Here is a 24393-nt window from a genome sequence, read left to right on the forward strand (position 1 = left end):
TTTATACCTAAAGAATAGATGCATATGCCTAAACTCAAAGCGGAGCTAAAATTTAACCTCATAGGCAGCATGCTAGGTAAAAGCTGTATATCCATACAAAAAAACTCACTTATATGTTTAAATAAAGACACCTCATTCGAGTCTGATTTAATTTTCGACAGCACCGAGTTCGCAATATTTAAAAAGGGCTTTTGGGGTTGCACTCTAATAATTAACACTGGCATCTCCACTCTAAAATATCGCTTTCTTAAAAGCAACGGCTCCGATATATTTCTTGAAACGCTGAATACAATTATTGCTGAACACATAAGCGAACGCCTGGACAGGGTTTTCACCGAATTCAACACTTATGTAATTCGTGAGTATCCTAGGGACTCGCGAATAGACCTAATTTTCAACCTTTGCAAGACATTAAGCAGTCGTTACAGCGCTCAAGCTGATCTTTGGGACACCTTACTTAAACCAAACTATATAAGTAAGATCAAGGAGATAATTAGCTTTCACCCCGTCACTTCTGAGTTTCTTCGTCAGCACCACGAGAAAATTCAGTTGGAAAATCGAGCGGCGTTTTTTGATCTGGTTGAATCAAATCCTTTAACCCATGAGCAGCGCCTAGGTGTCTTACGCTCCAATGACAAGAATATGGTTCTGGCAGCTGCTGGAACTGGTAAAACCTCTGTCATGGTCGCTAAAGCACTAGATCTAATTGAACGTCAATTGGCGAAACCTTCGGAAATTTTGGTACTTGCATACAACCGATCTGCCGCTGAAGAGCTTAAAGAACGATTGAGTGATAAAGCTAATAAAAGCAATATTACGCTCGAGTCGCTTCCGCAAATATCAACTTTTCACGCGCTTGGAAGAAAGCTTCTTCGGGATTCAGGCATATCAACTCACATGAGCGCTTTCACTGAAGATGAAATAAAATTCAAGCAGTGGGTCACATCATGGCTGGAGACATATCTTAAGTCAGACAACTCAAGACTGCTTAACTTTGTTAACTTATTCCCTGAGCCAACGAACCCTTTCGATTTCAAGACTCAGGCTGAGTACGAGAGATATGTTAGGGACAATGAACTCAGAACACTTAACGGAGAGAGGGTTAAAGGCTATCAAGAGCTTTTAATTGCTAACTTTATGTACCTAAATGGAGTTGAATACACATACGAAGCACCTTACGTAAGTAAGCGACGTATAGAAATCGGCTTTGACTACCGCCCGGATTTTTACATCAAAGACACGAGCATCTACATAGAGCACTTCGGTGTAGATCGAAATGGTGGTACTCGACCCGACATTGATTCGGCAAAGTACAACGAGTCCATGCTTAGCAAGCGGGCACTGCATATCGAATGCGAAACAAATCTTATAGAGACGTTTCACTACGAGTGGATCGAAGGAACTTTGCTTGAAGGCTTGGAGGCAAGACTTACAGTGCACGGTATCGTTTGTAAGCCAAAGGATCCAGAAGAGATACTTAAAAAGCTTCGCGAGGAAGGGCGCATTGCAACCTGGAGTGACCTAATGACGAAGGCGCTGCAGGCAATTCGTGTGGAAAGGCTGACCAAAGAATCTATGATCGACAGATTCAACAAGGCAGGCATAGCCCAACCCAATCAAATCGCAGAAATATTAGATGCCATACACGCAGGATATATCCAGGAACTAAAAGATCAAAACGCTATCGATTTCGATGACATGATTATCCGTGCAATCCATTCTATCAATAGCGAACAATACATCCCCAAATGGAAGTATATTTTAGTAGACGAGTTTCAAGATATTTCAGTCGCGCGCATGGAGCTTATTACATCCCTTATCGAAAAAGGGCCACAACCGTCCCTGACCGTAGTAGGGGACGACTGGCAGTCTATCTATCGCTTCTCTGGCGGCAAATTAGAGCTGACCACTCGTTTTGGTGAGCTAGTCGGAAATTATACGGAGACAAAACTGCAAAAAACTTTCCGCTACAACAATAGCATCGCCAATACTGCAGGGCAGTTTATTATGGAGAACCCTGAGCAGTATAAGAAACATATCGAAACCCACATCAAGCTGACCCAGTCACAGGTATACTTACTTGACGACAAATCCACTGGAAAAGACGGCGTATACGAAAGAGTTAAAGAGGTGGTTCAAAAGATCAGAGCCAATGACACTAACGGCAGCATCGCAGTTATTGCTCGATATAACTATTTACTAGAATCCGCAAAATTAAATTTAACTAGCGCAAAACTCCAGGCAAATATTAGCTTCTGGAGCTTTCACAAGTCAAAAGGCCTTGAGGCCGATTACTGCGTACTGATTGGCTTCTTTCAAGGGCGCTTGGGATTCCCCAATGAAAACAAAGACGAAGCAATCATAGAGGCTCTACTCCCTTCGTTGGACTCGTTCCCTCATTCTGAGGAAAGGCGGCTACTGTATGTCGGAATTACGCGTGCCAAGAAGAAGCTGTACATAATTGCCGACCCACAAGCTCCTTCTGACTTTATTAGTGAGATGCTCAGCCCTAAGTACGAATTGAATATTGCATCCAACGCATTCCAAGATAAATACCGTAAAATCTTCAAATGTCCCAACTGTCAAGATGGATACTTCAGACTCAAAAATGGCGTGTACGGAGAATTCTACTTTTGTAGTACGGGCCGGGGTTGCCAGGTTGGAAAGGCAAGGGTTTGCTCTAATTGTCGCGCCCCCTCAGTTGACTCACGGAGTGCTAGCACCTGCAATAACGTAGCCTGTGGTCTCTCAATTAAAATATGTGAGAAGTGTGGGCGCCCCATGAAATTACGTAAAGGTGCATTTGGAGAGTTTTGGGGGTGCACGGGCTACGGAATTAAAGAAGACCAATGCAAACAAACGAGAAATCATTAGACTACAAACTTCATAGTCTCATGGCCAATTAGACTCTTCGCCTTACAACTCCAACGAAGATTGAACATTTTGAACTTAAGGCAGGAGCACTGATTGGAGTACGGTAAGATATAGTGGATCCACCAGGCCCCTTTGAGTCCAGTCTTGCGCTACTCATAACATGGAACAAGTCCAGCCGACACAAGAACTTAGTATTCATCTAGGTGAGGATGCCTTACTGGACAACACTGTACTCAAACCCCGAACGGAAAAGACAGTTCACTGCCTCGGTCACAGCCTTGTCATCAGCCTGACGTCATTGCTTGGGTATGCGGTGAGCTACGCCGCCCTTCGCGTAACGCAAGCGGAGCGCGCAGGCCACAGGCCGAAGGCGTGCGGATGGAAGCCCGTTAGGGCCGAGGCCCGGCACGGGACTTGGTTCACGACAGCCAGCCCGCAGGGCACGCCAATAAACGCTGATGAAAGACAAACTCAATCCGCGAGAACCACGAGTACGGGGGCGACCGCTCAAAGAGGAAGTGTTCTCAAAGTGTCGTACTTCTCGAACCTAACACCGATATCCCCATAGATCGGAGGTAGGTTCTTCGACATGGCAACTCCCCTCCGAACATCACTGCAGTATCGGAGGTGTCTGATGAATCGCCTGAGAAAGACGAAGGTAATCGCGCAAGCTAGTACGTCCATTTTCCCGTTGAAAAGTAGCGAGCACGTACCGAGAATTTACGGTCGTCATCACCCAGAATCTCCCCTCGCGTTCGACTTTCAGAACATCAGAAGTACGGATCAAATGGCCGTCACCAAACCGCCCATACTGGTCTTTTCGCTTGTGGCCAAAAACTACACCGATACCTGATCGTGACCTGATGGAAACACCGCAGAGGTACGCGGTCACTGGCACTTCAAAGCCTTGCTCCTGGGCTTTGATTATTCGCTTGAGATCGAAATCTGTATGGCGCTTTCCATGAAAGTTTACATCTAAAGTGTCCAGCATCATTGCGCTCCGGTGGCAGTCCGTACGGCGTTAACAGAATTCCGCACGGAACCAGGCGCGCTAATACCGTGCAGGATTATTGGTAGCATCAATGTCCTTGAATCATGCTCAAGAGAAAGATGGGTCTCAGATTTGTCAGCGCTTCGACTTTGAAATCTGGCTGGTGCGAGGTGTGATACACCGCCCCCTCACCCACTTCCAGTAAGCAGACCTCAGAGCCCATACTGTCCTCACCTACGGTTACTCTGGTTAACCGCTCCATCTGCCAGCCTCCGGACTTATTCATCCAAGATGGCGTCACAGCCATAATCTCAGTGATAGCTAAATCCGCACCTTGGCTTACCAACATTTTCTGAAGCTGGTGGGTGTCGTCAATCATCACCGCGCACTCGCTGAGCCGACCCTCGTTTTCGACGCTAAGGGTTAAGTGATACCAAGGCGTTCGGAGCAGCCTTGAGACTCCACGCCAATGGGACACGCCTTCCCCGAACATTCCTGGGACGCCTATCAGGTCGTTGTCTAAGGTTCTGAACATGTGTCGCCTCAAGCTGCTGGAGCACGTCAGTTGCCCAGCAGAACCGGTTGGTAATCAGAAAAGGGAAAATATCGCTTCGATAGAAGCAGACTTACGATGCCCTGGGCCCAGCAGCACGTAGACGGAATTCCGAGTTTCGAACAGAAAACCGTCGTTGAACGCAGTACCCATACTCGACCTCACCCAATGGCCTGGCTCGAAACGCCTCTGCTCATCGTCAACAACTTTGTGGGCAAACATAAACATTGGTTGGCAGCCTGCGGCGGCTACTTTGGCTCGCTCTTCGTCGGTGACGATGGCGTCTAGGATGATCCACTCCTCGACGGCGCATAAGGGCATCCATTTATAGCGCTTTCTGGCTGCAGCCATCACGGCTTCGAGACCTAGGTCAGAACCCATCAGGCTGACACCGGGATCGCCCAGCAGACTGTCTTGAATGGGACTATCCACGTCCACCTCCCCGCTCACTGAATTTTTCATAAATTGTCAGACCCGTGTCGCTACCAACTCCCCCCAAATGGAGGCTTTGACCTTAGGAAGCGGGAGTGGAGTTGCCATGACATATACAATAATACCTCATATTGATGTTTATCGGAAACCCTGTGGTATGGCTATATCCTGACTTTTGGCCAACCCATGCACCTCAAAATTGCCCTAGCCGGCGCCCTAAGGGCTCTTAGGCTGAATCGCCGCTTTCGGTATGAAAAGCTTTCTGACGCCAGCGCGAGATCGAAAATCAGCGCTCTCGAGCGTGGAGAAACGAGTATTACGCTCGAAAAATTTGAAAGCTTGGCTGAAGCACTCGAGATTGATCCGCTTGCCCTGATGGCTTTGTGCATGTCTGCACGCCTTGGAACGCCCTACCCTCGCCTCATAGAAGAGGCACTAGAGCAGCTTCGAACATTTGAAGCTGAGGGGGGTATAGGGCTGCTAGCAGAGCAATTCGCGGATGGAGCGCTGATTCAGCGTACGCGTGGAAAACCTCAGAAAATTGAAAACCTCGAGGCCGTCAGGAAGCTCAAGGCGGAAGGTATGACACAAGCGCAGATCGCTCAGGAATTGGGTTTCTCCCCTAGCGTTGTCAATCGTCACTGGAAGCGGATTTTGAGCCAGGAGCAGCAGGTCAATCGATAGGCGTGAAGGAGCGTCGCATTTTCGATCACCTACAACTAGCCTCTACCGGTCATACGCGCCCGGCATGGGTTGGCTCACTGGCTTAACGAATCTTGAGGCAACCTCTAACGCGAGCATGTCAATCAACTGTATCCATGGAGTCGAGCAAATGCTCATTTTCAGGAACCAGGGATCTGACGAGAGGCGAGTTAAGGAGAGGCTTTAGGCAATTCGGCTAGACCGCGAATCGTGTCATTACGCAAAAAAATAAATCACGGGCCGGCTTGACCAAGCCGTCGGAGGGGATGGCTCTTGTCTAAGAAAAACCATAAAAAACAGCTAGCTACTGAAGCGAGGATATGTCCCCTGCAGGAATCGAACCTGCACCTAGCCCTTAGGAGGGGCTCGTTCTATCCGTTGAACTAAGAGGACACGACAGCAGAATTTTCCTTCACATTTGCTTCAAAAACAAGATGAGCGGCAATGCTCACCAATGCGCAGCAAACTCAGACAGATCCTGACGGAACTAGGCTGAGCTCCCCCAGCAGCAGGGGCTGATGCTCTCTCTCCAATGTGCAGCAGATTTTTGTCCTGATAAGAACGGCCAACCTTCCCCTTAGGAGGGGGATGCTCTATCCAATTGAGCTACTGGGACAAATGACAACCATCGGGCCAACGGCGCTGCGATGGACGGCGTGCATGTTAACGGCCGAGGTGGGTTTTGTCATGTCGTCCGTGGGCTTTTTGAGTGTAAGCCAATGCTTGCGCCACGGATCACGGTTTCGCCCAGCAAACCCGGGCATCCGAGGCCATCGTGCAAAATGCACTACACCAAAATGCCAGCATTGCAAATTGCAACCCGAGCGCTGTTTAGATTAAACTCAAACCATTGATTTTATTGAAATAAAACATTGGCACGGCATCTGCAATACTTCTCCTACAAAACCATTCGGCTGGACCCGTTGCGGAGAAGATGACGATGAACAGCACCCTTCTGTTGGCTCTCAATACCGTCGCCCTGGCCGCACTGGTGATGTTTCATTTTCAGTCGAACGGTAGCGATGACACCGCGCAGATCCGCCAGCCCGTGCCGCATCATCTGCAACAACGTCCGCAATTGGCGGTGATGACGGCCAACCCGCAATCGCCCGTGCGCCTGGCCCAAAGCACTCAGGCCGCGCCCGCAACTGAACACTGGGTTTTCTGAGGAAGCCTTCCATGTCCAAAGCCGCCTGGCTGTTTTTGTGCCTGACCGTCATGACTGCCGTGCTGGGCATGTCTACCTCGTCCCAGGACGCTCGCACCACCGCCCTCATCACCAGCGTCGTGTTCGGCAGCTTCCTGCTGTTGACGCTGATCGTCGGCCGCCGAATCAGATTCGACCCCGTGCTGCGCTGATTTTCGCTCGCCGGCACACCTACCTTATGTCGCCTCGCACTAGTAAATCGGCAAATTGCCACTAGTCTTAAAAACAAGGGCAAAAGGCCATATCACGATACGATATGCGCCCCAAACCCCTTGGCAGCAACGGCTTGCGGGACGATGAATTGTGACGATCACTCGCAAAAAAGTTTTCCAACCAGTCCGCAAAAAAGCAAATCAGTACTGGCATAAAGCCTTTAGGCAGTTCAATATTTGTCACAGAATTGACGCCAAGGAACCGGCAAAACTGAGGCATGATGCGGCCTCTTTGCAATTCAGGTTGAACTTTGGTCGTGAGCCTTGTCTTAACACTCATCTTGCGGCCAATTCCAATAACCGCTCCCCTGAACTAACCGGTTAAATATATGCGCCCATTGAAACAGGCAATTTATTCCAGCCGCACGGCTGACAAGTTCGTCGTACGTCTGCCAGACGGAATGCGGGAACGCATTGCCGAGGTGGCTCGCAATCATCACCGCAGCATGAACTCCGAAATCATCGCGCGCCTGGAGCAGAGCCTCATTCAGGAAGGTGCGTTGGGCGAAGAGCTAAGCATGCGCCTGGACAGCCCAGAGCTGTCACTGCACGAACGCGAACTGCTGCAGCGTTTTCGTCAGCTCTCCCACCGCCAGCAAAATGCCCTTGTCTCGCTTATTGCGCACGACGTTGAGGCGGCCGCAGAAGCCGAATGATCTGTTCCTGAAAGCCGAAGCCAGCCATGTGCTGGCTTTTTTTTGCGCGCAATTCGGGAAGGCGGTACTGGGCGGGGGCTGGGTTGCCCCCGCCGCGAGGGGTCAGAGCAGGAAGATCGTCGCCAGGCCAAGGAAGATGAAGAAGCCGCCGCTGTCGGTCATGGCGGTAATCATCACACTGGCGCCCATGGCTGGGTCGCGCCCAAGGCGTGCCAGGGTCATGGGGATCAGCACCCCCATCAAGGCCGCCAACAGCAGGTTGAGGGTCATGGCGGCAGTCATGACCACCCCCAGCGACCAACTGTCGTACAGCAAGTAGGCCACGATCCCGATCACCCCGCCCCACACCACGCCATTGATCAGCGCCACCGCCAATTCCTTGCGCATCAGGCGCGAGGTGTTGCCGGTATTGACCTGGTCGAGCGCCATGGCGCGCACGATCATGGTAATGGTCTGGTTGCCGGAGTTACCGCCGATCCCGGCAACGATTGGCATCAACGCCGCCAGTGCCACCAGCTTTTCGATCGAACCTTCGAACAGCCCGATCACCCGCGAAGCGATGAACGCGGTGATCAGGTTTACGGCCAGCCACGCCCAGCGATTACGCAGGGAGCGCCAGACCGAGGCAAAAATATCTTCCTCTTCACGCAGACCCGCCATGTTGAGGACTTCGGTTTCACTTTCTTCACGGATCAGGTCGACCATTTCATCGATGGTCAGACGGCCGATCAGCTTGCCGTTCTTGTCGACCACCGGGGCCGAGATCAAGTCGTAACGTTCGAAGGCCTGGGCGGCGTCGTAGGCGTCTTCATCCGGATGAAAACCCACCGGATCACTGGCCATCACGTCCGCAACCTTCTTCTCCGGGTCATTGACCAGCAGGCGCTTGATCGGCAGCACGCCCTTGAGAATGCCTTCGTAGTCGACCACGAACAGCTTGTCGGTGTGCCCTGGCAGCTCTTTCAGGCGGCGCAGGTAACGCAGTACCACTTCCAGGCTGACGTCTTCGCGGATGGTGACCATCTCGAAGTCCATCAGGGCGCCGACCTGATCCTCGTCATAGGACAGCGCGGAGCGCACGCGCTCACGCTGCTGACTGTCGAGGGCCTCCATCAGCTCATGGACAACATCACGGGGCAGTTCGGGGGCCAGGTCGGCCAGTTCGTCGGCGTCCATCTCCCGGGCCGCGGCCAGGAGCTCGTGATCATCCATGTCGGCGATCAGGGTTTCACGGACGGAGTCGGATACTTCGAGCAGGATGTCGCCGTCGCGGTCGGCCTTGACCAACTGCCAGAGGGTCAGTCGATCATCCAACGGCAAGGCTTCAAGGATATAAGCGACGTCGGCGGAGTGCAGATCATCGAGCTTGCGTTGCAACTCGACGAGGTTTTGCCGATGAACCAGGTTTTCGACGTGGTCGTGGTGCGGACCTTCCTGGCGGTGCGTGAGCTCTTCGACCACGCGCTGGCGCTGCAGCAGCTCAATGACTTGAGCCAGGCGATCCTGCAGGCTTTCTTGTGTTTTCTTTACTTCTACTTCGGTCATAGGCGAACTCCACTCCCAGCAGCGGGGCACGCCGGAAGGATCAATCAGTCAATTCATGATTGGTAAAACGGGATACTGAGTAACTACTGGGTAAGTCCATGGAGGTGTTCCACAAGCCCCGGCGGGGCTGACGGGCGCAATGATACACCGCCCGCCGCTTTTAACGTCAAAAAACTGGTAAGAACAAGCGCTTGCGCGCCAAAGCTGAGAATTGGCCGCATCTATGAATTGCGACGCTGCCACGCGACTGGAAAACACATGGCGCGGGAAGAAAAGGTTAAATCCTACAAACCCCAGACGGCAAAAAGCCCGCACTAGGCGGGCTTTTTGTTTGTATGGTGCACTCGACAGGATTCGAACCTGTGACCGCTCGGTTCGTAGCCGAGTACTCTATCCAGCTGAGCTACGAGTGCAGATTGTGTTTTTAGACCAGATCACAACTGGTTGTAACCGAATCACCTGCATTGCTGCAACTGACTCTTAAATGGTGCACTCGACAGGATTCGAACCTGTGACCGCTCGGTTCGTAGCCGAGTACTCTATCCAGCTGAGCTACGAGTGCATTTGTTGCCGCGCATTATAGGCCGTTCAATCTCTATGTAAAGCGATTTTTTCGATTAATTTCAACAACTTATCGATAAATCCAGATTGCAACGTACTAAGCAAATAATGGCGGAGAACGGGGGATTCGAACCCCCGACACCCTTTTGAGGTGTACTCCCTTAGCAGGGGAGCGCCTTCGGCCACTCGGCCAGCTCTCCGCAACACGGGGCGTATATTAACCACGTTCATCCCCGTTTGCAAACATAAAAAACGATAAAAATTAAAGGCTTGGTTCTTCGTCCTTCTCTTTCTTGATCCGCAGATAGATTTCCTCGCGGTGAACCGCTACCTCTTTCGGAGCATTTACCCCAATACGCACTTGATTGCCTTTGACGCCGAGCACGGTCACGGTGATTTCTCCATCACCAATAATCAGGCTTTCTGCGCAACGACGAGTCAGAATCAACATACCTTTCACCTCACGCACTTCAGTTCAGGAACAACAGTCTGCAAAAAAAGGCCTTCGACCTACGGCTCATCGGCCATAGCCCTACCAGCTAAGTATTGTCGAGCCCACGCAAAACAACATGCGCCCTACAAAAAAATGAAAGGCGCGGTAAACCGCGCCTTCCTGGCCTTGCATCACTCGCCCTGTCGGGCCGGAGCGTCCAGCTCAAAAGCGGTATGCAGTGCGCGTACAGCCAGTTCCAGGTACTTCTCTTCGATCACCACCGAGACTTTGATTTCCGAGGTGGAGATCATCTGGATGTTGATGCTTTCCTTGGCCAGGGCCTCGAACATGCGGCTGGCAACGCCGGCATGGGAACGCATGCCCACACCCACGATCGACACCTTGGCGATCTTGGTATCGCCGACCACTTCACGCGCGCCAATCCCGCTCGCAGTGTTCTGCAGGATACGCTCGGCCGCTTCGTACTCGTTGCGGTGAACGGTGAAGGTGAAATCAGTGGTGTTATCGTGCGAAACGTTCTGCACGATCATGTCGACTTCAATGTTCGCGCCACTGATCGGGCCGAGGATCTTGAATGCCACGCCCGGGGTGTCTGGCACGCCACGGATCGTCAGCTTGGCTTCATCGCGGTTGAAAGCGATGCCGGAAATGATCGGCTGTTCCATGGATTCCTCTTCATCAATAGTAATGAGGGTGCCCGGACCCTCTTTGAAGCTGTGCAATACGCGCAGCGGAACGTTGTACTTGCCGGCGAATTCCACCGCACGGATCTGCAACACCTTGGAACCGAGGCTGGCCATTTCCAGCATCTCTTCGAAGGTGATCTTGTCCAGGCGCTGGGCCACGGATACCACGCGCGGATCGGTGGTGTAGACGCCATCCACATCGGTGTAGATCTGGCATTCGTCAGCCTTGAGTGCGGCCGCCAGGGCCACACCGGTGGTGTCCGAACCGCCACGCCCGAGGGTGGTGATATTGCCGTGCTCGTCGACGCCCTGGAAACCGGCGACGACTACCACACGACCGGCCTTCAGATCAGCGCGAATCTTCTGATCATCGATCTGCAGGATACGCGCCTTGGTGTGCGCGCTGTCGGTGAGGATACGCACCTGACTGCCAGTGTAGGACACTGCCGGCACACCGCGCTTGTTCAGCGCCATGGCCAGCAGGCCAATGGTCACCTGCTCGCCGGTGGACACGATCACATCCAGCTCACGCGGCAGCGGTTGTTGATCGCCGCTGATAGCCTTGGCCAGTTCGATCAGGCGATTGGTTTCGCCGCTCATGGCCGACAGCACCACGACGAGGTCGTCGCCGGCATCGCGGAATTTCTTAACCTTGTCGGCGACCTGCTCGATTCTTTCGACAGAGCCGACCGAGGTGCCTCCAAATTTCTGTACGATCAAAGCCATTTCTAAGCCGCCTCAGCCCGTAAAGGGGCGCCCAATAAACCAATCTTCCAGCAACCGAGCGAGCCCGCGACTAGACCACGGGCTCATTCACAGCGCCTTAAATGCCAGCCTCGACAAACGGCACGGTCAGGGCCAGGGCCGCGTCCAGGGCACCGGCGTCTACACCACCGCCTTGTGCCATGTCCGGACGACCACCGCCCTTCCCGCCCACTGCCGCAGCGGCTTGTTTCATCAAATCACCGGCTTTGAGTTGGCCAGTCAGGTCTTTGGTTACACCGGCAACCAGAACGACCTTATCCTCATGGACACTGCCGAGCAGGATCACTGCGCGGCCGAGCTTGTTCTTCAACTGATCGACCAAGGCCAACAACGCCTTGCCGTCCTGGCCGTCCAGGCGCGCCGCCAGGACGTTCACGCCCTTGACGTCCTGGGCGGAAGCCGACAGATCGTCGCCTGCCGCGCTGGCCGCCTTGGCCTGCAACTGTTCCAGCTGTTTCTCCAGGGCGCGGTTGCGCTCCAGCACGGCGGACAGTTTGTCGATCAGGTTGTCACGGCTGCCCTTGACCAGGCTGGCCGCTTCCTTGAGTTGCTCTTCGGCCGCATTGAGGTAGGCCAGGGCCGCAGCGCCGGTCACCGCTTCAATACGACGCACACCGGACGCCACGCCACCTTCGCTGATGATTTTCAGCAGGCCGATGTCGCCGGTACGGTTGGCGTGGATCCCACCGCACAGTTCCACCGAGAAGTTGCCGCCCATGCTCAGGACGCGCACGTTGTCGCCGTATTTCTCGCCGAACAGCGCCATGGCGCCCTTGGCCTTGGCGGTCTCGATGTCGGTTTCCTCGGTTTCCACCGCGGTGTTCTTGCGCACCTGGGCGTTGACGATGTCTTCCAGGGCCTTGATCTGCGCAGGCTTGATCGCTTCGAAGTGGCTGAAGTCGAAACGCAGGCGCTGGCTGTCGACCAACGAACCCTTCTGCTGGACGTGCTCGCCCAACACCTGGCGCAGTGCCGCGTGCAGCAAGTGGGTGGCCGAGTGGTTCAGCGCAGTGGCGTGGCGCACGTCGGCGTCCACCTGGGCGTCCACCGGCGAACCGACGATCAGGCTGCCCGACGCCAATACGCCGTGGTGCAGGAATGCGCCGCCGGTCTTGGTGGTATCACGCACATCGAAACGACCGGAAGACGCCTTGAGGAAACCGCAGTCGCCGATCTGGCCACCGGATTCGGCATAGAACGGCGTCCGATCCAGGACCACCACACCGTCATCGCCTTCATTCAGGACGTCGACCGACTGGCCGTCTTTATACAGCGCGATCACTTTGGCCGAACCGTGGGTGGCCTTATAGCCGGTGAACTCGGTGGCCACGTCAACCTTGACCAGGCTGTTGTAGTCCATGCCGAAGGAACTGGCGGAACGGGCGCGCACGCGCTGGGCTTCCATCTCGCGTTCGAAACCTTCCTCGTCGAGGGTCAGGTTGCGCTCACGGGCGATGTCGCCGGTCAGGTCCATCGGGAAACCGTAGGTGTCGTAGAGTTTGAACACCACATCGCCCGGCACCACGCTGCCCTGCAGGCCGGCGAGGTCTTGCTCGAGGATTTTCAGGCCCTGTTCCAGGGTCTTGGCGAACTGCTCTTCTTCGGCCTTGAGCACGCGCTCGATGTGCGCCTGGTTCTGGGTGAGTTCCGGGAAGGCTGCGCCCATCTCGGCGACCAGCGCCGCGACGATCTGGTAGAAGAAGCTGCCGTTGGCGCCCAGCTTGTTACCGTGGCGGCAGGCGCGACGGATGATACGGCGCAGCACGTAGCCACGGCCTTCATTGGACGGCAGCACGCCGTCGGCAATCAGGAAACCGCAGGAACGGATGTGGTCAGCCACCACTTTGAGCGATGCCTGGTCTTCATTGGCACAACCGATAGCCTTGGCCGCAGCGGCCAGCAGGCTCTGGAACAGGTCGATCTCGTAGTTGGAGTGAACGTGCTGCATCACCGCACTGATCCGCTCCAGGCCCATGCCGGTATCCACCGACGGTGCCGGCAGCGGGTGCAACACGCCATCGGCGGTGCGGTTGAACTGCATGAACACGTTGTTCCAGATCTCGATGTAACGGTCGCCGTCTTCTTCCGGCGAACCCGGTGGGCCGCCCCAGATATCGGCGCCGTGATCGTAGAAAATCTCGGTGCATGGGCCGCACGGGCCGGTGTCGCCCATGGTCCAGAAGTTGTCGGAGGCGTAAGGCGCGCCCTTGTTGTCGCCGATACGCACCATGCGCTCAGGCGGCACGCCGACTTGCTGGGTCCAGATGTCGTAGGCCTCGTCATCGCTGGCGTAGACGGTGACCCAGAGCTTTTCCTTCGGCAGTTTCAGCACGCCAGTGAGGAAGGTCCAGGCGAAGTTGATCGCGTCTTTCTTGAAATAGTCGCCAAAGCTGAAGTTGCCGAGCATTTCGAAAAACGTGTGGTGACGGGCGGTGTAGCCGACGTTTTCCAGGTCGTTGTGCTTGCCACCGGCGCGCACGCATTTCTGGCTGCTGACCGCGCGGGTATAGGCGCGCTTTTCCTGGCCCAGGAAGCAGTCCTTGAACTGGTTCATCCCCGCGTTGGTGAACAGCAGGGTGGGGTCATTGCCTGGGATCAAGGAGCTGGAGGCGACACGGGTGTGGCCTTGCTCTTCGAAGAAGCGAAGGAAGGCTTCACGGATTTCTGCGCTTTTCATTAGGTTCTTCCACGGAGTCTGAGGCCAAAGGCCAGTGCGCAACATCATCAGACGGAGCGACGGCAAAGGCCCGCATTATATCGGCCCTTTGCCGGTGGTACAGCGTGTTTATGTGATAGAAACAGTCAATTAGACAGTCTGCACGGTCATTTCCGAGAAAACTCGACGAATGCCTGCACCACTTGCTCGATCTGCGCACGGCTCACGTCCAGGTGCGTGACCATGCGCAGGCGCGGTGCGGCGCTCAACTTGATGCCGCGCTCGGCGGCAAACGTCTTCAGGGCCTGCGCCCGGTCGCCGAGCTGCACGTAGACCATGTTGGTCTGCACCGGCTCCACCGCATACCCGGCCTTGCGCAGTTCATCCCCCAGCCATTGGGCGTTGGCGTGGTCGTCGGCCAGGCGCTGCACCTGATGGTCAAGGGCATACAGCCCCGCCGCCGCCAGGGAACCGGCCTGGCGCATGCCGCCGCCGACCATCTTGCGCAAACGCCGCGCCTTGGCGATCAGCGCCGTGGAGCCGCACAACACCGAGCCAATCGGCGCGCCCAGGCCCTTGGACAGGCACACCGACACCGAATCGAAATGCTGGGTGATCTCCCGCGCGTCCACGTCGAGCCTGACCGCCGCGTTGTAGAGCCGCGCGCCGTCCAGGTGCAGGGCCAGGCCATGTTCACGGGTAAACGCACGTGCCCTGGCCAGGTACTCCAGCGGCAACACCTTGCCCTGCATGGTGTTCTCCAGCGCCAACAGGCGGGTGCGGGCGAAGTGGAAATCATCGGGCTTGATCGCTTCCAGCACCTGATCCAGGTCCAGGGAACCGTCCGCCTGCACTTCCAGTGGTTGCGGCTGGATCGAACCCAGCACCGCCGCGCCGCCGCCTTCGTACTTATAGGTGTGGGCCTGCTGACCGACGATGTATTCCTCGCCACGCTCACAGTGGGCCATCAACGCCAGCAGGTTGCTCATGGTGCCGGTGGGCACGAACAACGCCGCGGCGAACCCCAGGCGCTTGGCCAGTTCGGCCTCCAGGCGGTTGACACTGGGGTCTTCGCCATACACGTCATCGCCGCTGACGGCGCTGGCCATCGCATCGAGCATGCCGGGGGTGGGCTGGGTCACGGTGTCGCTGCGCAGGTCTATCACGGTCATCAAACTGGCCTCTGATGGGTTGGGCGTTTTTTCGTACTGATGATTACTGCGGGTAAAGCCACGGAATATCAAGCCCTATGCTGCGTCAATCGAATATCAATCAAACAAACCGATATAGGCTATCGATACGGCAATCGTGCAGTTTCTGAAAAACCATGTTAAAAACTCTCCGCCGCCAGGGTTCTGGCGGCAACGTTCTCAGGGCGGGGTGCAATTCCCCACCGGCGGTAATTGCGCGCAATGTGCATAGCCCGCGAGCGCTTGGCGCCTCGAACTGCTCCGGCAGGACGGCGACAAGGTCAGCAGACCCGGTGTGATCCCGGGGCCGACGGTCATAGTCCGGATGAAGAGAGAACGGGATTGGCGCAAAAGGGCCGCGCGCTGAGTTCATGCCTGCATGACCCAGCTGTTCGTACCCTTAAATCCCATTCGATTCATAACGCCCTGTTTTTTTCTTAAACAGGAGTCAGAACATGCAACCCACCGCAATCGACAGCAAAAGCAAAAACCATCACGGCGAGCGCGTCGCGTTTATCCAGGCCTGCTGGCACAAGGATATTGTCGACCAATCGCGCAAAGGCTTCCTCAGCGAAATGATCGCCCTGGGTTACCAGGAATCGGACATCGATTTCTTCGAAGTCGGCGGCGCCTTTGAAATGCCCCTGCACGCCAAGCTGCTGGCCAAGACCGGCCGTTACGCCGGCATCGTTGCCGCGGCCCTGGTGGTGGACGGCGGCATCTACCGTCACGAGTTCGTGGCCCAATCGGTGGTCAGCGGCCTGATGCAGGTGCAGCTGGAAACCGAAGTGCCGGTGTTCTCGGTGTCCCTGACCCCGCACCACTTCCACGCGGGCAGCGAGCACCATGCGTTTTTCCATGATCATTTCGTACACAAGGGCCAGGAAGCGGCGCGTACCTGTGCCGACACCTTGCACAAGGTGCGTGCGATCCGCCGCAGCGAGCCGCGTGCGGTAGCAGTTTAAGCAACACCGCAAAACAAAATGTGGGAGGGGGCTTGCCCCCGATGGCGGTGTCTCAGCTACAGATGAGCTGACTGACACTCTGCTATCGGGGGCAAGCCCCCTCCCACATTTGGATCCGGTTAAGGCTGAGATCTACGCCAACCCGGCGTCCGTGGTCGGCACGATCAATATCCCTGCGCGCAAGCCATTCTTCACCTTCGGGTTCGGGAAAATGATGCGTGCGCCCTCCTCCTCGATCACCCAGCGGGTCTTGGCGACGTCTTCGGCGAGCAGATAGCCCTGGGCCAACGGCGAAAAGTTTTCCACGTCCGCCGGCAGGTGCAACAGGAATGCATCGCTGTGCTTGATGACTTCGCGGGACACGGCAAACAGCTGCAGGCCATCCAGGCTGCCGGTGTCCGGCTCGGTGCCTTCGATGATCTGCGTCAGCCGGGTTTCCAGGCGCGACACGTCCACATCCTGGTTCTGCCCGAATGGCCGCGCCTTGCCCAATTCCAGGGTAAAGGCCTCGGCGCCCAGTTGTTCATAGGTAAAGGCGGAGAAGGTGATCGAAGCTTTGTTCTGCAGCAGCACCGCCTGCATACCGGCGGCGCGCAAGCGGGCCAGTTCGTGGCGCGAATGCTGGCGCCCGTCCTTCCACGGGTAGAGGGCGAACTGCTCGACCTTCGAACCGCGAATGGCGGTGTGCAGGTCGTAATGCAGGCGCGAGCGGCCAGGCAGGCTGAAGAAGCTGCGGGCCAATTGTTCCAGCTCGGCGGCGCGCATGGCTTCAGGGCCGATATTTTTTTCGTGACGGCCGTTGAACAGCCGGTTGACGTCCAGTTCGAGGTAACGCTCGCCGCGGCGCATGGCCTCGGGGTTGCCGAACAGGAACAGAATACGGGTGCGGGGTTTGATCTGCCCACGGGCGATGCCATGCAACAGGCGGTCGAGCAGTTCGATCGGCGCGGTTTCGTTGCCATGGATGCCGGACGACAGCAGCACGTCGCTGCCGTTGTCCCGCGCTTGCGGCGGGCGCACTTCAAGCGCGCCTTCGCTGAGCCAGCGCATCTGCACGCCGTCGACAGTCAGTTGAATTTTTTGCGCCGGTTCACGACCGGCGAGCGTCAGTTCAAGGAGTTTGCCGAGGGCGAGCATAAGCAGCTTCCTTAGTGGTTGCAGCCTGGGCCGTGGACGTGATCGTCGTCATCACCCTCAACGTCGGCCGGTTCCATTTCCAGTTGCAGGCTCATCAGGTTGGTGGCCAGTGGGCGCATCAGCAGGTTGGCGTACTCGGCGTCGCCTTCTTCCACATCCACACCGATCAGCAGTTGGCCACGGCCGTCGTGCTGAATCCAGACTTCCTTGCCCTGCCAGATCACGGCAACGCGGGTGCAGGAGGTTTCCAGTTGGGTGCCGTCGGTGTCTTCAAGGATCAGTTGCAGGGTATCGGTGCTCATAAATAGCTCTCAGCCGTGTGGCGTTAATTGATCTGGAAAGGATATACCGCGCCCAGTTTAAGGATTTGCGTCAGTTCATCCAATGCCGTCCGGCACTCAACCAGCAACTGCGGGTCAGCCAGATCGCTTTCGCGCAGGCTGTCGCGGTAGTGCTTGTCGACCCACTGGGTCAGCGTCTCATACAACGGCGCGGTCATGATAACCCCAGGGTTCACCGCCGCCAGCTCGGTTTCGTTCAACGCCACGCGCAAACGCAGGCACGCCGGGCCACCGCCGTTCTGCATGCTTTGCTTGAGGTCGAAGACCTTGACCTCGCGGATCAAACCACCAGCAGCGGTGAGGCCCTGCAGATACTGCCAGACGCGCGTGTTGGCGCGGCACTCTTCCGGCACGATCAGCAGCATCGAGCCGTCGGCGCGGGTCAGCAATTGGCTGTTGAACAGGTAGGAACGCACGGCGTCTTCGACGCTGACCTGGGCACGCGGCACACACACCGACTGGAAGTTACCGCCCAGCTTGCCCAACTTGGCCTGCAGCTCGCCAAGCATCTGCTCGGTGTTGAGGAACGCGTCCTCGTGATAGAACAGCACTTCGCCATTGCCCACCGCGATCACGTCGTTATGGAACACGCCGGCATCGATCACCGCCGGGTTCTGCTGGGCGAAGACCACGCCGTCATCATTCAGGCCGTGCAGGCGGGCGACGGCTTGGGACGCTTCGAGGGTCTGGCGCGCCGGGTACTTCTGCGGCGCCGGGTAACGGGTGTCGAACGCGCTGCGGCCGAACACGAAAAACTCGACGCCCGCCTCGCCATAGTCACGGCAGAAACGTGTGTGGTTGGCCGCGCCTTCGTCGCCGAACTGCGCCACCGCCGGCAACGCGGCGTGGTGGGCGAAGTGTTTCGCATCGGCAAACATCGCCCCCAGCACGCGGCTGGTGGTCGGGTGTTCGATGCTGCGGTGGTATTTGCAGTTGAGGTTGGCGGCGGTGAAATGCACGCGGCCATCTGCCGTGTCGGCGCTCGGGCTGACGGTGGCGGCGTTGGCCACCCACATGCTCGACGCGGAGCAACTGGCGACCAGCAGCGGCATGGCCTGCTTGGCCGCTTGCTGGATGACCTGGGCATCGCTGCCGCTGAAGCCGAGGTTGCGCAAGGTGGCTACGTCCGGACGTTCCTGCGGTGCGAGCACGCCTTGCACAAAGCCCATGTCCATCAGCGCTTTCATTTTTTGCAAGCCCTGCAACGCCGCTTCCTTCGGGTTGGACGCCTGCTGGCTGTTGCTCTGGGACGCGACGTTGCCGTAGGACAAACCGCCGTAGTTATGGGTCGGCCCCACTAGACCGTCAAAATTGACTTCATAGGATTTCATCGGCGAGGCTCCACGAACATCTGTTTTTATAGGCAATCTTCAACACACCACGGGTCAAATGTGGGAGGGGGCTTGCCCCCTCCCACATTTAGGCCAGCGTTACGCCTGGGGTCAATGTGGCTGGCAGCACCAGGCTCGGGGTCTCCAGCGACGCCACCGGGTACGCACAATAATCCGCCGCGTAATAGGCGCTGGCGCGATGGTTGCCCGATGCCCCGACACCGCCGAACGGCGCGGTACTGGCGGCGCCGGTCAATTGCTTGTTCCAGTTGACGATCCCGGCGCGGCTTTCCAGCCAGAACTGCTGGTAACGCGCTTCGGAATCCGACAACAAACCGGCGGCCAGGCCGTACTGGGTGTTGTTGGCTTCGGCAATCGCCGCTGCGAAATCAGCGTAGCGGATCACCTGCAACAGCGGGCCGAACAGCTCTTCGTCGGCACGTTCGCTCACCTCGGTGACGTCAATGATGCCCGGCGTCAGCAACGCAGCCTGATCCTGCGGTTGGGTCATTTCCAGCAGCGCCACGGCGCCGTTGGCCAACAGCAATTCCTGGGCGTCCATCAAGGCTTTCGCCGCCGCCAGGGAAATCACCGAGCCCATGAACGGCGCCGGTTGCTGGTCGAACGCACCGACGGCAATCGTCGCGCTGACCGCCACCAGCCGCGCCAGCAACGCATCGCCCCAGGCGCCTTCGGGCACCAGCAAGCGACGGGCACAGGTGCAGCGCTGGCCGGCCGAGATAAACGCCGATTGAATGATGGTGTACACCGCCGCATCCACGTCGGCCACTTCATCCACCACCAGCGGGTTGTTGCCGCCCATTTCCAGGGCGAGGATCTTGTCCGGGCGCCCGGAGAACTGCTGGTGCAGGTGGTTGCCAGTGCGGCTGGAGCCGGTGAAGAACAACCCGTCGATACCCGGGTTGGCCGCCAGGGCGATCCCGGTTTCCCGCGCACCTTGCAGCAGGTTCAACACGCCCGCCGGCAGGCCCGCTTCGATCCAGCATTGCACGGTCAACTCGGCGACTTTCGGGGTCAGCTCGCTTGGCTTGAACAACACGGTATTGCCCGCCAGCAACGCCGGGACGATATGGCCGTTAGGCAGGTGGCCGGGAAAGTTGTAAGGGCCAAACACCGCCACCACGCCGTGGGGCTTGTGACGCAACACAGCGGTGGCGTCGCCCAGCGGGCCGCTCTTCTCGCCGGTACGCTCGCGGTAGCTTTGCACCGAGATCGCGATCTTGTTGGCCATGCTGGTGACTTCGGTGGCCGATTCCCACAGTGGCTTGCCGGTTTCTTCACCGATGCAGCGGGCGATTTCATCGGCGCGGTTTTTCAAGGCAGTGGCGAAGGCTTCGAGCACGGCGATGCGCTCTTCCAGCGAACGCCGGGCCCACGCCGGAAACGCCTGGCGTGCGGCCTGCACGGCGGATTCGACCTGCTCGGCGCTGGCGCCATTACCGGCCCACAGCACGTGCTGGGTCACCGGGTTGCGCGACTCGAACAGTTCACCCTGGCCAGCCAGCCAGCTACCGGCGATATACAGCGAATTCATTATTTCGACTCCCGAGCAGCAGACAACGGTACGGCACGCACTTGATCGCCCACCACCAGTTGCAGGCGTTTGGCGGTCAATGGATCGACCACCAGCGTGCCTGCCGCCAGGCGGGCCGGTGCGGCGGTGATGCGGCACTCTTCGCGCTTGCGGTTATGGATCAGGAACGGCGTGGCGTCGTCCCCCGGCGTGCCGATGGCCAACACCAGCGACTGGCTGTCGCGCACCGCACGAATCTTGCTGGTCTCACATTCCACCGCCGGGCCGGCGTCGAAAATGTCGACATAGCCCTGGTAGCTGAACCCTTCGCTCTTGAGCATGCTCAGCGCCGGCTCGGTGTCCGGATGGACCTTGCCGATCACGTTGCGCGCATCCTCGGACAGGAAGCAGCTGTACAGCGGAAATTTCGGCATCAGCTCGGCGATAAAGGCTTTGTTGCCCACGCCGGTGAGGTAGTCGGCCTGGCTGAATTCCATCTTGAAGAAGTGTCGGCCCAGGCTTTCCCAGAACGGCGAACGCCCGGCTTCGTTGGACACACCGCGCATCTCGGCGATGATCTTGTTGCCGAACAACTGCGGGAACTCCGCGATAAACAGCAAGCGCGCCTTGGCCAGCATGCGGCCGTTGAGGCCGTTGCGGTAATCGGCGTGCAGGAACAACGAGCACAGTTCGGAGTTGCCGGTGAGGTCGTTGGCCAGGAACAGCGTCGGGATCTCGCGGTAGATATTCAGCTCCTGGGAGGCGCTGACAGTCAGGCCGACCCGGAAGTTGTACCAGGGCTCGCGCAGACCGACGGCACCAGCGATGGCGGAAATGCCCACCACTTGGCCTTCGTCGTTTTCCAGCACGAACAGGTAGTCGGCATCCCCGCGCCCGGCTTCGCCGCGGAAGGTTTTTTCCGCCCAGCCAACCCGGTGGGCCAGGCGTTCTTCGTTGGCTGGCAAGGTGGTCAGGCCGGTGCCGGTGCTGCGCGCCAGATCAATCAGGGCCGGTAAATCGCTGCTGCGTACGGGACGAACGATCATGCTATCTCCTCAGACGGGCCGCCCGTTCAGGCCACCCGCAAAACTCTGCTTTAAACCGCAACCAAACGCACGCTGGCGCCTTCACCGACGCCCAGGGCTTCGGCCGCTTCCAGGTCCAGGATCACCGGTTTACCGGGCGCGTAGTCCAGTTCCAGCATCACCGCGCGGTAATCCTGCAACTGCGCGTTACTCACCAGGTACTGGCGACCGACACCCTTGACCCGCTCGCCGATCTTCACTGGCACCACGCGGCTCTGGGCGATCGAACGAATGCCCGAAATACGCGCGTGCAGCGTCGGGCCGCCGTCGAAGATGTCGATGTAGTGATCGGTCTCGAAGCCTTCGCGCATGAGGATGTCGAAGGTGATCTGCGCACGCGGATGCACCTGGCCCATCGCTTCCTGGGCTTCATCCGGCAGCAGTGGCACATAGATCGGGTAGTGCGGCATCAGCTCGGCGAGGAACGTGCGGCTTTTCAGCCCGCACAGGCGCTCGGCGGCGGCGTAGTTGAGGTCGAAAAAGTTGCGCCCAATGGCGTCCCAGAACGGCGAATCACCGTGCTCATCGCTGTAGCCGACAATCTCGGTCACCACCGAGTCGGCAAAGCGCTCGGGGTGGCTGGCGACGAACAACAGGCGGCCACGGGAGTTGAGTTCCGACCACGGCGAACCGACCAGCTCCGGCACCACGTAGAAGCTGGTGAGCAGGCTGTTGCCGGTGAGGTCGTGGCACTGGGAAAGCACGTGGATCTTGTTGTGGATCTTCAACTCGCGGGAGGCGTGGACGAAGGTCTCGTTACGGAAGCTGTAGAACGGCTCCGAGTAGCCGGCCGAGGCGACGATGGCCGAGCAGCCTGCGAGCTTGCCGGTCTCGGTGTCTTCGAGCACGAAGAAATAGCTTTCTTCACCGTTGAAACTGACCTCGGCGGCGAAGGACGCTTCGCTCGCGGCGATCTTGTCGCTCAGGCGTTCCACATCATCCGGCAAGGAGGTGACACCAATCGGGCTGTCCGCAGCCAGACGCTGTACCTCGCCCAGATCAGCCATTTGCGCGGGGCGCATCACCAGCATGGTGTCACTCCTTAACTCGAAAAACTCATAGGAAAAAGTACCGGACGGGTCAGGAACAACACATATCCAATGTGGGAGGGGCGGTGCGACGATTCGACTTGCCCCCGATAGCAGTCTGTCAGTTGATACATCTGGTGACTGATACACCGCTATCGGGGGCAAGCCCCCTCCCACATTTGACCCAGTCCGGCAGATAAATGTGTATCAGGCTTGGGTCAGTGTTTTAACAGCACGCTCAAAACGGTCCAGACCTTCATTGATGTCCGCATCCTCCACCACCAGGCTCGGCGCGAAACGCACCACGTCGGGGCCGGCTTGCAGGATCATCAGGTTTTCTTTCTCGGCCGCGTTGAACACGTCCTTGGCCTTGCCTTTCCAGGCGTCGCTCAACACGCAACCGAGCAGCAGGCCCAGGCCACGCACTTCGCTGAAGATCCCGTATTGTTTGCCGATCTGTTCCAGGCGGGCCTTGAACAGGTCGTGCTTGGCGTTGACGCCGGCCAGCACTTCAGGCGTGTTGATCACGTCGAACACCGCCCCCGCCACCGCGCACGCCAGCGGGTTGCCGCCGTAGGTGGTGCCGTGGGTGCCGACCACCAGGTGCTTGGCCAGCGCCTCCGTGGTGAGCATGGCGGCAATCGGGAAACCGCCGCCCAGGCTCTTGGCGCTGGTGAGGATGTCCGGCACCACACCGTAGTGCTGGTAGGCGAACAGGTGGCCGCTGCGGCCCATGCCGGTCTGCACTTCGTCGAACACCAGCAGCGCGTCGTGGGCGTCGCACAGTTCGCGGGCGCCTTGCAGGTAGGCCAACTCGGCCGGCAGTACGCCGCCCTCGCCCTGGATCGGTTCCAGCACCACGGCGCAGGTCTTGTCCGACACGGCGGCTTTCAGCGCGGCCAGGTCGTTGAACGGCACGTGGGTGATGCCGGTGATCTTAGGCCCGAAACCGTCGGAGTACTTCGACTGGCCACCGACGTTGACGGTGAACAGGGTGCGGCCGTGGAAGCTGTTGAGGGCGGCGATGATCTCGTATTTCTCGCTGCCGAAGCGGTCGAACGCCACGCGACGGGCCAGCTTGAACGCGGCCTCGTTGGCTTCGGCGCCGGAGTTGCAGAAGAACACACGCTCGGCAAAGGTGGCGTCGATCAGCTTGTGGGCCAGGCGCAGGGCCGGCTCATTGGTGAAGACGTTGGAAACGTGCCACAGCTTGTTGGCCTGTTCGGTCAAGGCACCGACCAGTACCGGGTGGGCATGGCCCAATACGTTGACCGCGATGCCGCCGGCAAAGTCGATCAGCTCGCGACCCGCCTGGTCCCACACGCGCGAACCTGCGCCGCGCACGGGGATGAATGCGGCAGGTGCGTAGTTGGGCACCATGACCTGGTCGAAATCGGCACGTTGCACCGGGGCTTGCTCAACGGACATCGGAGTCTCCTGAAGAGGAACGCCTGCCTGGAACTGGCGGGCGATGCAGGGATTGTAAGG

At 57.6% G+C, this 24393-nt stretch carries 21 protein-coding genes, 4 tRNA genes and 1 riboswitch; of the genes, 6 read left to right on the forward strand and 19 right to left on the reverse strand.

The genetic code is table 11. The annotated features are described in order from the left end of the window. The first annotated feature begins 24 nt into the window (after positions 1-24). Positions 25-2874: a UvrD-helicase domain-containing protein gene (locus tag MOQ67_RS24565; RefSeq protein ID WP_448675646.1), complete on the forward strand. Its 2850-nt coding sequence runs from the start codon at positions 25-27 to the stop codon at positions 2872-2874. Positions 2875-3484: 610 nt separating this feature from the next. Here the strand turns inward: MOQ67_RS24565 and MOQ67_RS24570 are convergent. The 3 genes from MOQ67_RS24570 to MOQ67_RS24580 all read right to left on the reverse strand — a co-directional run bounded on the left by MOQ67_RS24570 (position 3485) and on the right by MOQ67_RS24580 (position 4850). Further along, positions 3485-3865 (reverse strand): hypothetical protein, encoded by a 381-nt coding sequence (locus MOQ67_RS24570; RefSeq protein ID WP_236454974.1) that lies wholly within the window; start codon positions 3863-3865, stop codon positions 3485-3487. An 88-nt stretch (positions 3866-3953) separates the two neighbouring features. Further along, the gene (locus MOQ67_RS24575; protein ID WP_329605977.1) at positions 3954-4400 is read right to left on the reverse strand and encodes a hypothetical protein; all 447 of its coding nucleotides are present in this window, start codon (positions 4398-4400) and stop codon (positions 3954-3956) included. Between the two features lie 54 nt (positions 4401-4454). Then, entirely contained in the window at positions 4455-4850 is a 396-nt protein-coding gene (locus MOQ67_RS24580) for a DUF6957 family protein (protein WP_236454978.1), read from the reverse strand. A 186-nt stretch (positions 4851-5036) separates the two neighbouring features. Here MOQ67_RS24580 and MOQ67_RS24585 point away from each other — a divergent pair, with 186 nt between their 5' ends. Next, positions 5037-5534, forward strand: a complete 498-nt coding sequence (locus MOQ67_RS24585) for a helix-turn-helix domain-containing protein (RefSeq protein WP_095039445.1) — start codon at positions 5037-5039, stop codon at positions 5532-5534. Positions 5535-5873: 339 nt separating this feature from the next. On the opposite strand, the gene MOQ67_RS24590 is transcribed toward MOQ67_RS24585, so the two are convergent. Further along, positions 5874-5945: transfer RNA gene (locus tag MOQ67_RS24590), tRNA-Arg, on the reverse strand. Positions 5946-6492: 547 nt separating this feature from the next. On the opposite strand from MOQ67_RS24590, the gene MOQ67_RS24595 reads away from it, so the two are divergent. The 3 genes from MOQ67_RS24595 to MOQ67_RS24605 all read left to right on the forward strand — a co-directional run bounded on the left by MOQ67_RS24595 (position 6493) and on the right by MOQ67_RS24605 (position 7627). Continuing rightward, on the forward strand, positions 6493-6720 hold the full coding sequence (locus MOQ67_RS24595) for a hypothetical protein (RefSeq protein ID WP_017849198.1): 228 nt from the start codon (positions 6493-6495) through the stop codon (positions 6718-6720). 11 nt (positions 6721-6731) lie between these two features. Then, a complete protein-coding gene (locus tag MOQ67_RS24600) occupies positions 6732-6911 on the forward strand; it encodes a PA3371 family protein (RefSeq protein WP_126587263.1) in 180 nt (59 codons plus the stop codon). A 389-nt stretch (positions 6912-7300) separates the two neighbouring features. Then, a complete protein-coding gene (locus MOQ67_RS24605) occupies positions 7301-7627 on the forward strand; it encodes an Arc family DNA-binding protein (protein WP_017849200.1) in 327 nt (108 codons plus the stop codon). A 102-nt stretch (positions 7628-7729) separates the two neighbouring features. Here MOQ67_RS24605 and mgtE read toward each other — a convergent pair whose 3' ends face one another. The 8 genes from mgtE to ltaE all read right to left on the reverse strand — a co-directional run bounded on the left by mgtE (position 7730) and on the right by ltaE (position 15466). Further along, positions 7730-9172 carry a magnesium transporter gene (gene mgtE / locus MOQ67_RS24610; RefSeq protein WP_448675647.1) on the reverse strand — a complete coding sequence of 481 codons (1443 nt, stop codon included), beginning with the start codon at positions 9170-9172 and terminating at the stop codon, positions 7730-7732. Between the two features lie 336 nt (positions 9173-9508). Further along, positions 9509-9585, reverse strand: a tRNA-Arg gene (locus MOQ67_RS24615). Between the two features lie 72 nt (positions 9586-9657). Beyond that, positions 9658-9734: transfer RNA gene (locus MOQ67_RS24620), tRNA-Arg, on the reverse strand. Between the two features lie 108 nt (positions 9735-9842). Then, positions 9843-9933: transfer RNA gene (locus MOQ67_RS24625), tRNA-Ser, on the reverse strand. A gap of 62 nt (positions 9934-9995) precedes the next feature. After that, positions 9996-10184, reverse strand: a complete 189-nt coding sequence (gene csrA, locus MOQ67_RS24630; protein ID WP_003175645.1) for a carbon storage regulator CsrA — start codon at positions 10182-10184, stop codon at positions 9996-9998. A 173-nt stretch (positions 10185-10357) separates the two neighbouring features. Then, entirely contained in the window at positions 10358-11599 is a 1242-nt protein-coding gene (locus tag MOQ67_RS24635) for an aspartate kinase (RefSeq protein ID WP_017849202.1), read from the reverse strand. Positions 11600-11696: 97 nt separating this feature from the next. Further along, on the reverse strand, positions 11697-14315 hold the full coding sequence (gene alaS, locus MOQ67_RS24640) for an alanine--tRNA ligase (RefSeq protein WP_198718212.1): 2619 nt from the start codon (positions 14313-14315) through the stop codon (positions 11697-11699). A gap of 146 nt (positions 14316-14461) precedes the next feature. Next, a complete protein-coding gene (gene ltaE, locus MOQ67_RS24645) occupies positions 14462-15466 on the reverse strand; it encodes a low-specificity L-threonine aldolase (protein ID WP_079444548.1) in 1005 nt (334 codons plus the stop codon). Between the two features lie 190 nt (positions 15467-15656). After that, positions 15657-15826: riboswitch (FMN riboswitch) on the forward strand. A 113-nt stretch (positions 15827-15939) separates the two neighbouring features. Between ltaE and MOQ67_RS24650 the strand changes: the two genes are divergently transcribed. After that, a complete protein-coding gene (locus MOQ67_RS24650) occupies positions 15940-16449 on the forward strand; it encodes a 6,7-dimethyl-8-ribityllumazine synthase (protein ID WP_017849205.1) in 510 nt (169 codons plus the stop codon). Between the two features lie 132 nt (positions 16450-16581). On the opposite strand, the gene astE is transcribed toward MOQ67_RS24650, so the two are convergent. From astE to MOQ67_RS24685, 7 genes are all read right to left on the reverse strand, one after another. Continuing rightward, entirely contained in the window at positions 16582-17586 is a 1005-nt protein-coding gene (gene astE, locus MOQ67_RS24655) for a succinylglutamate desuccinylase (RefSeq protein ID WP_017849206.1), read from the reverse strand. 11 nt (positions 17587-17597) lie between these two features. Beyond that, entirely contained in the window at positions 17598-17888 is a 291-nt protein-coding gene (locus MOQ67_RS24660) for a topoisomerase II (protein WP_253398268.1), read from the reverse strand. Between the two features lie 23 nt (positions 17889-17911). Further along, positions 17912-19258 carry an N-succinylarginine dihydrolase gene (astB, locus tag MOQ67_RS24665; protein WP_247395953.1) on the reverse strand — a complete coding sequence of 449 codons (1347 nt, stop codon included), beginning with the start codon at positions 19256-19258 and terminating at the stop codon, positions 17912-17914. An 88-nt stretch (positions 19259-19346) separates the two neighbouring features. Then, entirely contained in the window at positions 19347-20816 is a 1470-nt protein-coding gene (gene astD, locus MOQ67_RS24670) for a succinylglutamate-semialdehyde dehydrogenase (protein WP_448675956.1), read from the reverse strand. Then, positions 20813-21838, reverse strand: coding sequence for an arginine N-succinyltransferase (astA, locus tag MOQ67_RS24675; protein ID WP_247407690.1), 1026 nt, complete (start codon positions 21836-21838; stop codon positions 20813-20815). The genes astD and astA overlap by 4 nt, the downstream gene beginning before the upstream one ends. A gap of 50 nt (positions 21839-21888) precedes the next feature. Continuing rightward, a complete protein-coding gene (gene aruF / locus MOQ67_RS24680) occupies positions 21889-22908 on the reverse strand; it encodes an arginine/ornithine succinyltransferase subunit alpha (protein WP_253398272.1) in 1020 nt (339 codons plus the stop codon). Positions 22909-23112: 204 nt separating this feature from the next. After that, positions 23113-24333 (reverse strand): aspartate aminotransferase family protein, encoded by a 1221-nt coding sequence (locus tag MOQ67_RS24685; protein WP_253398274.1) that lies wholly within the window; start codon positions 24331-24333, stop codon positions 23113-23115. Positions 24334-24393: the final 60 nt, after the last annotated feature.

This window comes from Pseudomonas sp. LY-1 (assembly GCF_053502595.1).